General features: G+C 72.8%; 14 protein-coding genes. 8 read left to right on the forward strand and 6 right to left on the reverse strand.

The features are described 5' to 3' along the window. Window positions 1–184 precede the first annotated feature (184 nt). The 3 genes from AB0C73_RS04760 (at window position 185) to AB0C73_RS04770 (ending at window position 1,683) form a co-directional block, all read left to right on the forward strand. Complete coding sequence (locus AB0C73_RS04760) at window positions 185–844, forward strand: TetR/AcrR family transcriptional regulator (protein WP_362524555.1); 660 nt, start codon at window positions 185–187, stop codon at window positions 842–844. Between the two features lie 136 nt (window positions 845–980). Further along, window positions 981–1,208, forward strand: a complete 228-nt coding sequence (locus AB0C73_RS04765) for a DUF3107 domain-containing protein (protein WP_362524557.1) — start codon at window positions 981–983, stop codon at window positions 1,206–1,208. Between the two features lie 199 nt (window positions 1,209–1,407). Then, window positions 1,408–1,683, forward strand: a complete 276-nt coding sequence (locus tag AB0C73_RS04770; RefSeq protein WP_362524560.1) for a hypothetical protein — start codon at window positions 1,408–1,410, stop codon at window positions 1,681–1,683. A 36-nt stretch (window positions 1,684–1,719) separates the two neighbouring features. Here the strand turns inward: AB0C73_RS04770 and AB0C73_RS04775 are convergent, their stop codons facing one another. Next, complete coding sequence (locus tag AB0C73_RS04775) at window positions 1,720–2,451, reverse strand: ferritin-like fold-containing protein (protein WP_362524562.1); 732 nt, start codon at window positions 2,449–2,451, stop codon at window positions 1,720–1,722. 510 nt (window positions 2,452–2,961) lie between these two features. On the opposite strand from AB0C73_RS04775, the gene AB0C73_RS04780 reads away from it, so the two are divergent. The 3 genes from AB0C73_RS04780 (at window position 2,962) to AB0C73_RS04790 (ending at window position 6,872) form a co-directional block, all read left to right on the forward strand. Beyond that, complete coding sequence (locus AB0C73_RS04780) at window positions 2,962–5,526, forward strand: DEAD/DEAH box helicase (protein WP_362524564.1); 2,565 nt, start codon at window positions 2,962–2,964, stop codon at window positions 5,524–5,526. A gap of 92 nt (window positions 5,527–5,618) precedes the next feature. Next, complete coding sequence (locus AB0C73_RS04785; RefSeq protein WP_362524567.1) at window positions 5,619–6,527, forward strand: alpha/beta hydrolase; 909 nt, start codon at window positions 5,619–5,621, stop codon at window positions 6,525–6,527. A gap of 192 nt (window positions 6,528–6,719) precedes the next feature. After that, on the forward strand, window positions 6,720–6,872 hold the full coding sequence (locus tag AB0C73_RS04790; RefSeq protein WP_362524569.1) for a hypothetical protein: 153 nt from the start codon (window positions 6,720–6,722) through the stop codon (window positions 6,870–6,872). A 122-nt stretch (window positions 6,873–6,994) separates the two neighbouring features. Here AB0C73_RS04790 and AB0C73_RS04795 read toward each other — a convergent pair whose 3' ends face one another. The 4 genes from AB0C73_RS04795 to AB0C73_RS04810 all read right to left on the reverse strand — a co-directional run bounded on the left by AB0C73_RS04795 (window position 6,995) and on the right by AB0C73_RS04810 (window position 10,229). Further along, window positions 6,995–7,600 carry a MarC family protein gene (locus AB0C73_RS04795; protein ID WP_362524571.1) on the reverse strand — a complete coding sequence of 202 codons (606 nt, stop codon included), beginning with the start codon at window positions 7,598–7,600 and terminating at the stop codon, window positions 6,995–6,997. Window positions 7,601–7,765: 165 nt separating this feature from the next. Further along, window positions 7,766–8,626 carry a PHP domain-containing protein gene (locus tag AB0C73_RS04800; protein ID WP_362524572.1) on the reverse strand — a complete coding sequence of 287 codons (861 nt, stop codon included), beginning with the start codon at window positions 8,624–8,626 and terminating at the stop codon, window positions 7,766–7,768. A gap of 193 nt (window positions 8,627–8,819) precedes the next feature. After that, on the reverse strand, window positions 8,820–9,458 hold the full coding sequence (locus tag AB0C73_RS04805; RefSeq protein ID WP_362524573.1) for a DUF6758 family protein: 639 nt from the start codon (window positions 9,456–9,458) through the stop codon (window positions 8,820–8,822). Between the two features lie 180 nt (window positions 9,459–9,638). Next, the gene (locus tag AB0C73_RS04810; protein WP_362524575.1) at window positions 9,639–10,229 is read right to left on the reverse strand and encodes a suppressor of fused domain protein; all 591 of its coding nucleotides are present in this window, start codon (window positions 10,227–10,229) and stop codon (window positions 9,639–9,641) included. A 461-nt stretch (window positions 10,230–10,690) separates the two neighbouring features. On the opposite strand from AB0C73_RS04810, the gene AB0C73_RS04815 reads away from it, so the two are divergent. Further along, a complete protein-coding gene (locus tag AB0C73_RS04815; RefSeq protein ID WP_362524576.1) occupies window positions 10,691–11,830 on the forward strand; it encodes a magnesium and cobalt transport protein CorA in 1,140 nt (379 codons plus the stop codon). 28 nt (window positions 11,831–11,858) lie between these two features. Then, window positions 11,859–12,365, forward strand: coding sequence for a hypothetical protein (locus AB0C73_RS04820; protein ID WP_362524579.1), 507 nt, complete (start codon window positions 11,859–11,861; stop codon window positions 12,363–12,365). Between the two features lie 22 nt (window positions 12,366–12,387). Here AB0C73_RS04820 and AB0C73_RS04825 read toward each other — a convergent pair whose 3' ends face one another. Continuing rightward, window positions 12,388–13,179, reverse strand: coding sequence for a hypothetical protein (locus AB0C73_RS04825; protein WP_362524581.1), 792 nt, complete (start codon window positions 13,177–13,179; stop codon window positions 12,388–12,390). Between the last annotated feature and the right edge of the window lie 59 nt (window positions 13,180–13,238).

The raw sequence follows: 13,238 nt of genomic DNA on the forward strand, positions 1-13,238 counted from the left end.
CACGAATGGGCGCAACACCCTCCGCCGATTTGTTCGGTTACCTGACCATATTGTTGTCCGCCGCCACTCGCCCCGGGCGTCCGGTCCGTGAAATTCTGCGTTCGCACCGCGCACAGCCGGGTTACCCAAAAGTACGATGGCGGCGCGACGCCAATGCGCGCATGGATCGAACTTTGGAGGCGGCGTGAGCGCCATCGAGCAGACAGAGGCAGCACGCCCCCGGGGCACGCGCCTGCCGCGCCGTGCCCGTCGGAACCAGTTGCTCGGCGCGGCCCAGGAGGTGTTCGTCGCCCAGGGGTACCACTCCGCCGCCATGGACGACATCGCCGAGCGGGCCGGCGTCAGCAAGCCGGTGCTCTACCAGCACTTCCCCGGGAAGCTGGAGCTCTACCTCGCCCTCCTGGACCAGCACTGCGAGGCGCTGCTCCAGTCGGTGCGCACGGCGCTCGGCTCCACCTCGGACAACAAGCTGCGGGTCGCGGCGACCATGGACGCCTACTTCGCGTACGTGGAGGACGAGGGCGGCGCCTTCCGGCTGGTCTTCGAGTCGGACCTGACCAACGAGCCGGCCGTGCGCGAGCGCGTCGACCGGGTCTCGCTGCAGTGTGCCGAGGCCATCTCCGAGGTCATCGCGGAGGACACCGGCCTGTCCGAGGACGAGTCGATGCTCCTCGCCGTGGGTCTCGGCGGGGTGTCCCAGGTCGTGGCGCGCTACTGGCTGTCCAGCGAGTCGCCGATCCCGCGCGAGACGGCGGTGGCCCTGCTGACCTCCCTGGCCTGGCGCGGCATCGCGGGCTTCCCGCTGCACGCCACGGACGGACAGCTGGCCGCCGAGGGCCACTGATTCCTCCGATGTTCCCGTCCGCTGTTCGCTCTTGGCGTGCCCCGTGCGCACCGTGTCCGTCCCCTCACCGGGCTAATGTGTGCCAGGTACGGCGCGGGATCCTCGCGCACAGCAGACCGTTCGGAGGGACATAGCCGTGGAGGTCAAGATCGGCGTGCAGTACGCACCCCGGGAGATCGTTCTGGAGAGCGGGCAGTCCGCCGAAGAGGTCGAGCGTGCGGTGGCCGACGCGCTGGCCGGCAAGACGCCGCTGCTCAGCCTGACGGACGAGAAGGGCCGCAAGGTCCTCGTCCCGTCCGAGAAGATCGCGTACATCGAGATCGGCGAGCAGGCCGTGCGCCGGGTGGGCTTCGGCGCCCTCTGAGACGTACGACAGCACGAACGACAGCACGAAGGGCCCGGCGGACAGCAGTCCGCCGGGCCCTTCGCCGTGTGTCAGGTCTCCGTCCGCTGTCTCCGTCTGCCCACGTCAGGGGGTACGGGGAGGATTGTCATCCGGAGTGACCGGGTAGGACGGGTGTGACCGAACTGCCCGCCGCGCACCGCACGCGAGGTGATCCGCCGTGTTCCTGGAAGCCCTCGGTTCCGCCCTGCTCGGATTCGCCCTGGCCTGGGCCGCCGCGCACCGGCTCCCCGATCGCCTCCCCGGGCGGCCCGCCGTCCTGCTGACTGGCTCGCTCGGCGGTGTCTTCGGCGCCCTGGTGACCCACGGCGCCCTCGGCCCCGGACATTTCCTGGCCACCCTGGTCGGCGCCGTCGCGATCAGCGCCGTCCTGCTGTCGCTCCTGGTCCGCCCGGCCTCCCGGCGGCGCCTGCGCCGATCAGCCGCCGCGGGCTGAGCCCGCGGCGGAACGTTCATCTGCGTGGCGTGGTGCCTACGCGGCCAGGCCGAGCGCGGCCATCCGCTTGGTGTGCGCCTCGGTGATACGGGAGAACATGCGGCCGACCTCGGCGAGGTCGAAGCCCGCGGCCATCCCCTCCACGCCGCCGACCAGCATCGTCGACAGCGCGTCGCGCTCGGCGACCACCCGCTGCGCCTGCGACAGGGCCTCGCCCATCAGCCGCCGGGCCCACAGGGCCAGCCGGCCGCCGACCCGCGGGTCGGCGTCGATCGCGGCGCGGACCTTCTCCACGGCGAAGTTGCCGTGGCCGGTGTCGTCGAGCACGGAGAGCACGAGCGCGCGGGTGTCGGAGTCGAGGCGGGCCGCGACCTCGCGGTAGAAGTCGCTGGCGATCGAGTCGCCGACGTACGCCTTGACCAGGCCCTCCAGCCAGTCGGACGGCGCGGTCTGGCGGTGGAAGTCGTCCAGCGCCTTGGCGAAGGGCTCCATCGCCCCGGTCGGCTCGGCGTCCACGGCGGAGAGCCGGTTCCGCAGCTGCTCGAAGTGGTGGAACTCGGCGGAGGCCATCTTCGCCAGCTCGGCCTTGTCCGCGAGGGTCGGCGCCAGCTTGGCGTCCTCGGCGAGCCTTTCGAAGGCCGCGAGCTCGCCGTAGGCCAGCGCGCCGAGCAGGTCGATCACGGCGGCGCGGTACTGCGGCACGGCGGAGGCCGTGGCCCAGTCCTGGGCGGCGATACCGGTGGGTGTGGCGTTGTCAGGCGTCTCCATGCAGCGCACAATAGCCCGCTCGGGCGGACCCCAGGGGTTCCGGCCGACCCCTGTGGACGCCCGGAGGTCGCCAGCGGACGCCTGTGACCGTGGCCTCCTCCGGAAATTCTCCCGACACACATGCGCGAATCCGGGGTACAGTGGTAATGCGCCTGCTGAGTATGCGGACATTCTTTCGCACGTTCGGACGTACTCGGCGGGCCGACTGATGAATGAGGATGCCCGGTCGGTGGCCCGATCGGCTCCGGCCCGACAGCCCTTCCGGCGGCCTGCCGAAGGGTCCCTCAGCGGCACGACGCTCGAGCGACGGCAGTGGTCCCGCGCCGACCCGGCGGTGATCTTCCCGATCCCCCGCGGTTCCCGGCACGGTGAGACCCCCTTCGTTCGCCTCGCGCCGCGTCTCACAGAAGAGGCAGTTCCCTGACTACGTTCCGAGACCTCGGGATTCTTCCCGAGACGGCCGAGGCCCTGGAGGCCGTCGGCATCGTCACCCCCTTCCCCATCCAGGAGATGACCCTTCCGGTCGCCCTTTCCGGCACCGACGTCATCGGCCAGGCCAAGACCGGCACGGGCAAGACCCTCGGTTTCGGCCTCCCGATCCTGGAGCGCGTCGTCGTCCCCGCCGACGTCGAGGCCGGCCGGGCCACGCCCGAGCGGCTGACCGACGCCCCGCAGGCGCTCGTCGTCGTCCCCACCCGTGAGCTGTGCCAGCAGGTCACCAACGACCTGCTGACCGCCGGCAAGGTGCGCAACGTGCGCGTCCTCGCCATCTACGGCGGCCGCGCGTACGAGCCGCAGGTCGAGGCCCTCAACAAGGGCGTCGACGTGGTCGTCGGCACGCCGGGCCGTCTGCTCGACCTGGCCGGCCAGCGCAAGCTCGACCTGTCCCACGTCAAGGTGCTCGTCCTGGACGAGGCCGACGAGATGCTCGACCTGGGCTTCCTGCCCGACGTCGAGAAGATCATGAACATGCTTCCGGCGAAGCGCCAGACCATGCTGTTCTCGGCGACCATGCCGGGCGCCGTCATCGGCCTGGCCCGCCGCTACATGTCGAAGCCCACGCACATCCGGGCCACCTCTCCGGACGACGAGGGCGCGACCCACGCGAACATCACGCAGCACGTGTTCCGTGCGCACAACATGGACAAGCCGGAGATGGTCGCCCGCATCCTGCAGGCCCGCGGCCGCGGTCTCGCGATGATCTTCTGCCGTACGAAGCGCACCGCCGCCGACATCGCCGAGCAGCTGGAGCGCCGCGGCTTCGCCTCCGGCGCGGTCCACGGCGACCTCGGCCAGGGCGCCCGCGAGCAGGCGCTGCGCGCCTTCCGCAACGGCAAGGTCGACGTGCTCGTCGCCACCGACGTCGCCGCCCGCGGCATCGACGTCGAGGGTGTGACGCACGTCATCAACTACCAGTCCCCCGAGGACGAGAAGACCTACCTCCACCGCATCGGCCGCACCGGCCGCGCGGGCGCGAGCGGCACCGCGATCACGCTGGTCGACTGGGACGACATCCCGCGCTGGCAGCTGATCAACAAGGCTCTTGAGCTGAACTTCAGCGACCCGGTCGAGACGTACTCCAGCTCGCCGCACCTGTACGAGCTCCTCGACATCCCCGAGGGCACCAAGGGCATCCTGCCGCGCGCCGAGCGCACCCGCGCCGGTCTCGACGCGGAGGTCCTCGAGGACCTGGGCGAGCCCGGCGGCGGCAAGCGCGGGCGCGGTCCGCGCCGCGAGCAGCAGCAGGCCGAGGAGCGCCCGGCCCGCACCCGTACGCCGCGCCAGCGCCGTCGCACCCGTGGCGGTTCGGAGCTCGGCGACGGTGCCGAGCAGACCGTGGCCCCGGCCACGGCCGAGGTCCCGGCCGCCGGTTCGGACGCCGCCGAGGCGCCCGCCGGACCGCGCCGCCCGCGCCGCCGCCGCACCCGCGGTACGGGCCCGTCGGCCGGCATCCCGGTCGCCGGCGCGACGCAGGCCCTGACGGAGACCGCTCCGGTCGCCGAGGCTCCGGCCGAGGCCCCGGCTGCCGAGGTCGGCCGGACGCGCCGCCGCCGTGGCCGCTCGGGCGAGGCCCTTACGGCTGAGGCGACGGTGGAGACGAAGACGGAGGCCCCCGAGGCCCTGGTCGCGGAGACCCCGGCCGCCGAGGCTCCCGCCTCCGAGGGCCGCACACGCAGCCGGTCCGTCGAGGCCGAGGCCCCCGCGGCGAAGCCCGCCGAGACGGAGCCCGCCGCCGAGGTCGCCGCTCCCGTCGAGGAGGCTCCGCGCCGTCGGCGTGACCGTGGCGCGCGGGTCGAGGCCGCCGCGCCGGTGGCCGCCGCGCCCGCCCCGGCCGCGGCCCCGCGCAAGCGTCGGGTCCGGCCGCGTCCGGCCGAGGAGACGGTGACGTTCCAGACGGTCGAGACGGCCGCCGCCGCGCTCGCCGCCGCCACGCCCCGCACGGTGCCGGCCCAGTCGGCCCCGGTGGCCGAGCCGAAGGCCGAGCAGCCCAAGGCCGCTGTCCCGGCGCAGGCCGCCGAGCCGGTGACCGCCGCTCCGGCCGCCGTGTCCGCGCCCCGTGCGCGTCGCCGCGCCACCCGCCCGGTGACCAGCACGTCCGTGGCCCCCGAGGCCCCGGCCGCCCCGGAGCCGGCCCCCGCGCCGGTCGCCGAGGAGCCGCAGCCCCGCCGCCGCGCGACCCGCCGGGTCTCCAGGCCGGTGACGTCCACGCCGGGCGCCGCCGCCGTGGTGATCGTCGAGTCGACTCCGGCCCCGGTGGAGGAGCCGAAGGCCGAGGAACCGAAGAAGGCCGCCCCGCGCAAGCGGGTCGCCAAGAAGGCCGTCGCCGCCGAGGCTCCGGCCGAGGTCGCGGAGGCCGCACCCAGGACGCCGCGCAAGCGCGTCGCCAAGAAGGCCGCCGAGCCGGTCGAGGCCACGGCCGAGACCGCCGAGGCGCCGAAGAAGGCAGCGCCGCGCAAGCGGGTCGCGAAGAAGGTCGCCGAGGCCGTGGCCGAGGTGGTCGAGGCCGTCGAGGCCGCGCCGAAGACCCCGCGCAAGCGCGTCGCCAAGAAGGCCGCCGCGCAGCCGGAGGCGTAAACGAGGCACCCCCACCGCGGCCCGGCCCCTCTCCGGAGGCGCCGGGCCGCGGTGCGTGCGGGCCCTCTCCCCGTTCCGGTTACAGTCCCTGTATGAGCAAGCCCCGGTCCCTGGCGCTGCCGCCCCGCACCCGTAGCCTTCGGCTCGCCACCGCGCGAGGGTCGTTCGCCGTGCTCGACACCGCGCCCGACGGCCCCCGGCAGGGGACCGTGCTGCTGCTGCCCGGGTACACCGGCAGCAAGGAGGACTTCCTGGAGCTGCTCGGGCCGCTCACCGAGGCCGGTTATCGGGCGGTCGCCGTCGACGGGCGCGGGCAGCACGAGACGCCGGGGCCGCGCGGCCGGGCCGCGTACCGGCGCAAGGCACTCGCGCTCGACGTGGTGGCGCAGGCGGCGGCGCTCGGCGACGGGCCGGTGCATCTGCTCGGGCACTCCTTCGGCGGCCTGGTGGCCCGCGCCGCGGCCGGGCTCGCGCCGGATGCCTTCATGTCCCTGACCCTGCTGGCCTCGGGCCCGGGCCGGGTGGCCCGGCCGCAGCGGATCCGCATCCGCGCGCTGCGCGCGGCGTTCGCGCTGCTGCCGAAGGAGCGGGTGTGGCGGGCGACCCGGTGGCTGGACAGCCGGGGCGAGGAGCCGGGCGCGGGCGATCCGCCGGAGCTCGTGGCGTTTCTGCGCCGCCGCTGGATGCTGACCCGGATCGCGCAGCTCGCGGGCGCGGGCCGGCTGCTGCTCGCCGACCCGGACGGCACGGCGGCGCTGCGGGCGCTGCCGATGCCGCTGCACCTGGCGTACGGGGACGAGGAGACGGTCTGGCCGGTGCCGGACCTGGCGGCGGCGGCCACCCGTACCGGCGCGCACCACACCGTGGTGGCGGGGGCCGGGCACTCCCCCAACGTCTCGCACCCGCGGGAGCTCGCGGAACGGCTTGCCGGTTTCTGGGACGCGGTCCCCGGTCGTATCGAGGTTCCGATCGGCGGAAATCCGGCCGAAGCACCCTCGTAACGCGGTTCGGGGAGGATGACGGCAGAGCCGCTCCCGGCTCCGTGTCCGGTAGTATTTAGCAACCCGAAAAATTTCCTTAGCGTAGGGAATGTTTGCAGGGTGCAAGTCGTTGGACACATGCGTACGCCCTGAAGGCGGGGCGTACACCCAGTTCTCCACATGGAGGATCAACTCAGACGAAGGGAGAAGCCCATGCGCTTCGAAATCCTGCGACTCGACGACATCGACGGCACGCCCGTCGACCGGACCGTCGTGGACGCCGCCTCCGTCAACCGGATCGTGCAGCAGGCCGCCTCGATCGGCCAGCGCATCTGGATCCGCCCGGCCGAGAGCTCGGCCTCGTAGTCGAGCAGTGGCTTCGGCCGCTTCATCCACGCACCGCGCCCCCGCACAGACTCCGTCGACCGTTCGTCGACCGGAATCCGTACGGGGGCGCAGTGGTGTGTACGGACGGGCTCCGCGGGGCGTCAGACGCCCTGGATGACCTGGGTCACGCCGTTGATGATCTGCTGTACGGCGATGGCGGCGAGCATCATGCCGGCCAGGCGCGTCACCAGGACCACGCCGCCGTCCTTGATGACCTTGATGATCAGCAGCGAGTAGCGCATGGTCAGCCACAGCACGATGTGCATGACGATGATCGCGGCCCAGACGGAGACCTGCGAGGCGACGTCGTCGGCGTGCTGCACGGCGAGGATGACCGAGACGATGGCGCCGGGCCCGGCGAGCAGCGGCATGCCGAGCGGCACGAGCGCGACGTTGACGTCCTTGGTCTGCTGCGGCTCGTCGGTCTCGCCGGTGAGCAGGCTGAGCGCGATGAGCAGCAGGAGCAGTCCGCCCGCGATCATCAGCGCGGGGACGGAGACATGCAGGTAGTCGAGGATCTGCTGGCCGAGCACACCGAAGACGGCGATGACGCCGAAGGCCACGGCCACGGCCTGCCAGGCCATGCGGCGCTGGACCTTGGCGGTGCGGCCGGAGGTGAGGGCGAGGAAGATCGGGGTGATCCCCGGGGGGTCCATGATCACGAAGAGGGTCAGGAACAGCGAGCCGAAGACGGCGACGTCGAACACGGTGTGGTGCCTTGCGGGAAAAGGGGTGTACACGAACATCCGGAATCAGAGATTCCGGAAAGTGGGCAGGCCTGAGCCCACCGGGGGGAAGCACGGGGACGCCATGACACGGCGGCCGGGCCGCGCGGGGCGGCCGGCCGGCAGGGTCGGGCGAAGGAGTGGGGGTTAAGAAGTTCCGCCGGCGCCCGGTACCGGGAAGGCGCCGGCGGCGCGGCGGGTGATCTCGCCGTAGATCTCGGGGTCGGTGGTGCAGTCGCCCAGGCCGACGGTCTTTCGACTGCCGTGGTAGTCACTGGAGCCGGTGGTGAGCAGCCCCAGTTCCTTCGCGAGGCCGCGCAGCCGGGCGCGGGTCGGCTCGTCGTGGTCCATGTGGTCCACCTCGATGCCGTCCAGACCGGCCTCGGCGAGCTCGGCGATGGCGGACTCGGGCACGCACTCGCCGCGCTTCACGGCCAGCGGGTGGGCGAAGACGGTGACCCCGCCGGCCGCCTTGACCAGCCGGATCGCGTCGATCGGGTCGAGCTCGTGCTTCTGCACATGGGCCCGGCCGCCGTCGGCGATCCACTCGGGCGTGAAGGCGCCGGAGACATCGGGCACGACACCGAGCTCGACAAGCGCCTCGGCGACATGCGGGCGGCCCACGGAGCCGTCGCCGGCGATCCGGGCGACCTGCTCCCAGGTGACGGGCACGCCGAGTTCCTGGAGCTTGCCGACCATGGCGCGGGCGCGCGGCACCCGGTCGTCCCGGACCAGCTCGCGCTCGGCGAGCAGGGCGGGCTCCTCGGGGTCGAAGAGGTAGGCCAGCATGTGCAGGCTCACCCCGTCGTAGCGGCAGGAGAGTTCGGCACCGGTGACGAGGGTGAGGCCCTCGGGCAGGGCGGCGATGGCCTCGGCGTACCCGCGGGTGGTGTCGTGGTCGGTCAGCCCGACCACGTCGAGCCCCGCGGCGGCGGCGTTGCGCATCAGCTCGGCCGGGGTATCCGTACCGTCCGAGGCCGTGGAGTGGGTGTGCAGGTCGATGCGCACGACGCGGGACTCCGGGGGCTCGGGGCGGACTGATGGGACCGGTCCAGCATAACGGGCGAATCAAGCCCCTTCGTACGGACCCGGCACAGCCCGGACCCCTTACCCGCAGCCCGTACGAGCACCCCGGACACGCCCCGCGCGGCCGCGCCCCGCATCAGCCCCGCATCAGCCCTCCGTCAGCCCTGCGTCCGCCCTACGTCAGCAGCCTCGGCGTCAGCGCCCCGACCGGCAGCAGCTCGACCTCGGACCCGGCGTCGCGCAGATCGGTGAGGACCAGCTCGTCGTACATCAGCAGGCCGGACTGCTCGGGCCAGACGATCGCCCACAGCCACAGCCCGCGCGCCTCGCCGGCGAACACGGCGCGGTCCTGCGGGGCGCCGGTGACATGCCAGAGCGGGGTGGGGCGGCCGCCGGCGAGCACCTTGACCTGGGGTGGCTTGTCGATCGCCATGCCGGAACCGGGATCGGGGCCGTCCATGCCCGCGTACCGGGCACCGAGGCCGACACCGAGCTCCTCGGCGACGAGCAGCAGCTCGCCGATGCCGCCGAGCGGGCCGGGCCCGGAGCAGGCCACGGCGGTCGCGCGTCCGCCGCTGCGGTCGTCACCGGCGTACGCGACCCCGGTGAAGAGCCATCCGACGGGCAGGGGCCACGGCATCCACACCGGCACGTGGGCCCGGTGCACGACCACACCGAGGGCCTCGACGCTGGGTGGGATCACGGGCTGTAGCGGGTGCACCGAGCCGTGCACGTCGCACTGCCAGGAGTCGGCGAAGAGACCGGGCGCCCTGACCCGGCCACCGCACTTCGGGCAACTGGGTTCGCCCCTCATAGGGCTCAACGGTCCTACCCGCGCGGCCCCGCGTCAAGGACGATCACCGATGATCACCCGTCCGGCCGGAGCGCTTCACCCGGACCGCGATCGTCCGCCCGCGCCGGTCGGCCGGACCGCCGGACCGCCGGACCGCCGGACCGCCGGACCGCCACGGTCACGGTCACGGTCACGGGACCGTCAGTCCAGGGTCACGGACCTGCGCAGGGGATCGCGCAGGTCCGTCCCGTTCGCCAGCCAGCGCTCCTCCAGGGCCTGCGCGCCGTGCACCCGCTTCCACGCGGCCTCGTTCGAGGTCATCGGCAGCAGCGGCAGGAAGCGCACCGGGTCGAGCGGGGCGTCGAGGTCCAGGTCCTCCACCAGGCCGCCCGACTCGGCGACGAGGACCGAGCTGAAGGGCGCGCCCGGCCACAGCGGCTCGCCGACGTCGAGCGAGGCGCCGGGGGCCACGACCACGCCCTCGACCTGCGGGGTGGCGGCGAGCACGGCGAGCGGGCGGAGCACCTGGTCGGTGTCGGCGAGGCCGGCGCGGACGGTGAGCAGCAGCTCGGCGCGGGGGCCCTTCACCGGGTCTGCGAGCGCCGAGGTGGGGTCGGCCATGGGCTGCGCGGACATGCCGAGGGTCGCGTACCGCACGAGTCCGGCCTCGGCGTCGATGAAGCGGAGCACCTCGATCCGGTCGGTGCCGAGGAAGGTGATCGCCGCCCGCGCGTCCGGCTCACCGAGGGCCGTACGCAACCGGGCCTCGACCAGAACGAGAATTTCTGCCATGCGGCGAGCATAAAGCGCGTATGGAACGGGCAAAGTAAGGGATTGACCCTCAGTCGGCTGATAGTCTTGGCCACTAGTCGGGCTGGATGACCCGACTGCTCGTCACACGTCATCCCTCACGAGGGACCGGCCGGAGGAGGTGGGACTGCGATGGATCGAAGTCGGCCCGGCAGTACCAGCCGCTCTTCCGCCGCCCCGCACCCCAGTCCGGTGCGTTCCTCCCTCCGGTGACCCACGGATCCCCGTAGTCTCTCGGCCTCCCGGCCCGCGCGGATCCCTTCTTCTCCGGTCTCCGGCAGCTCGCACGACGGAAGAGCACCTCTTTGCCTCCCTGTCTGTAGCGAACGCCGTCACCCGCGATCCGCCGGTGCCGCCCGCTTTGTGGACGACGTGGCTCCACGTCCTCATTCCGGGCTGCGCCACCGTCGCCGACGGCCTCTCCGTGAAGGAGCAGCACGCCCATGTCGATGATCCGTGACCTGCGCGCCACCGTCCGTCCCTCCCTGCTGCACCCGCTGCGCAGGACCCCCACGGCCACCCCCTCCCCGTACGCCGACTACGACGCGACCCGCGACCCCACGGCCGCGAGCGCCGTCGTCGACTGCGCCGTCTACCGCGAGGGGCGCCGGGTCGACGACCGCGCCTGCCTGACGCCGCGCGGCGCGATGCGCCAGGTGCGCGAGCGCGGCGGCTTCGCGTGGATCGGCCTGCACGAGCCGACCGAGGCCGAATTCGCCGGTATCGCCGCCGAGTTCGGGCTGCACCCGCTGGCCGTCGAGGACGCGGTGCACGCCCACCAGCGGCCGAAGCTGGAGCGGTACGACGACACCCTGTTCACCGTCTTCAAGACCATCCACTACGTCGAGCACGCCGAACTCACCGCCACCAGCGAGGTCGTGGAGACCGGCGAGGTGATGGTGTTCACCGGCCCCGACTTCGTGATCACCGTCCGGCACGGCGGCCAGGGCTCGCTGCGCAACCTCCGGCACCGCCTCCAGGGCGAGCCGGAGCTGCTCGCCAAGGGCCCGTCCTCCGTCCTGCACGCCATCGCCGACCATGTCGTCGACGGCTACATCGCGGTCGCCGACGCCGTCGAGCTGGACATCGACCAGCTGGAGATCGACGTCTTCTCGCCGGCCGCCAAGGGCTCCACGCGCGGCGCCGACACCGGGCGGATCTACCAGCTCAAGCGCGAGGTCCTGGAGTTCAAGCGGGCGGTGACGCCGCTGCTTCGTCCGCTGCAGCTGCTCAGCGAGCGCCCGATGCGGCTGGTCGACCCGGACATCCAGAAGTACTTCCGGGACGTCGCCGACCACCTCGCCCGGGTCCAGGAGCAGGTCGTCGCCTTCGACGAGCTGCTCAACTCGATCCTCCAGGCCAATCTGGCGCAGGCGACCGTCGCGCAGAACGAGGACATGCGCAAGATCACCTCGTGGGCGGCGATCGTCGCCGTCCCGACGGCGGTCTGCGGCGTCTACGGCATGAACTTCGACCACATGCCGGAGCTGCACTGGAGGTACGGCTACCCGATGGTGCTCGGCGGCATCGCCGTCATCTGCTTCGCCATCCACCGCACCCTCAAGCGCAACGGCTGGCTGTAGCGCCGTCGCCACTCGATAGGCTTCGGCCATGACCGAAGAGCTGTTCCTCGTCGAGGAGGCCGCCAAGAAGTCCGGCCTCATCTGGGTACGGGGCGAGGCACCGGCCGCCCGGGCGCTGTGGCACGTGTGGCACGACGGCGCCGCGCTGGTCGTCGGCGACGGTCCGGGCGAGCAGCCCCTGCCGGGCCTGGCGGACGGCGGCCGGGCCGAGGTCACGGTCCGCAGCAAGGACAAGGGCGGCCGGATCGTCGCCTGGACCGCCGTCGTACGCGAACTGACGCCGGATACGGAGGAGTGGGACGCGGCCGTCGCCGAGCTCAAGGGCAAGCGCCTGAACGCCCCCGACGGCGAGGCGATGCCGGACCGCTGGGCCCGCGAGTGCCGGATCGTCCGCCTCGAACCGCGGTCCGCGGCCACCGACCTCCCGGACGGCTCCCTGGCCGCCGTACCGCTGCCGTCGCCCGGCATCACGCGCCGGCCGATCCCCGCCGGCCTGCCGAAGCTGCTCCTGAGGCGGAAGCGCCGCAAGGGCTGAGGCCGGACACGACCATGGCTGTTTACGTACGGGGCAGCTGCTTGCCGTAGTCGAGCATCTGGTCCTTCTCCGGCTCGGCCAGCGGGAAGTCCTTGTTCCACTCGGAGAGGACCACCACGCCCGCGCCGCCGCCGCGGGCGAAGCGCAGCGGGAACGGGACGCCCTCCAGGGAGACGTCGAGCGAGCCGCCGTCGGCGTCCTTGCCGCCCTTGACGTTGATGGTGCGCATGCCGCCGATGGTGTCGTGGTCACCCTTGACGAGGTCGCCGTGCAGGCCGATCAGCCCGTCGAGCAGCAGGTTCATGTCCGTGAAGCCGCGCAGCTGCTTGTACGCGGGGTCGTCCTCGGGGACCTTCACGTACATGTCGCCGAGCGTGTCGGCGGCTTCCGAACCGGCGTCGTCCGAACCGGAGTGGCCGGAGCCCCCGGATCCCGACGGCGAGGCCGAGGCGCCGTCCTCGTGCTCCCAGAAGGCCGCGTCCGCCTTCAGGAAGAGCGCGTCGCCGACCCGCAGCAGCTCGAAGGTGCTGTTCTTCGTCGTCACCGAGCCGCTCGCGCCGTCCTGCTTCAGGCGCATGTTCAGCTTGTACGTGCCGCCCTTGCTGACCAGCGTGCCGGAGAGCCGTACCGCCTTCGCCGCGTCCGCCGCCGTCTGCGCCTTCTTCTCGATCGCCGGGGCGTCGAGCCGGCCGACACCGTTGGTGCCCTCGTCCGGGTCGGTCGCGCAGGCGGTCAGCGCCGCCACGAGACCGGCGGCGAGCGCGAGCGGAAGGAAGGCCCCGCGGATACGCGAGGCCGGGCGGAGCACGGTCACCTGGGCACCTCTCGTGAGGTTGGGGGACGGCCGGGGGGATCCGGAGCCGGTGGGGGGCG

The sequence above is a fragment of the Streptomyces sp. NPDC048623 genome, assembly GCF_040650755.1.
In the GTDB taxonomy this organism is placed as follows: domain Bacteria; phylum Actinomycetota; class Actinomycetes; order Streptomycetales; family Streptomycetaceae; genus Streptomyces.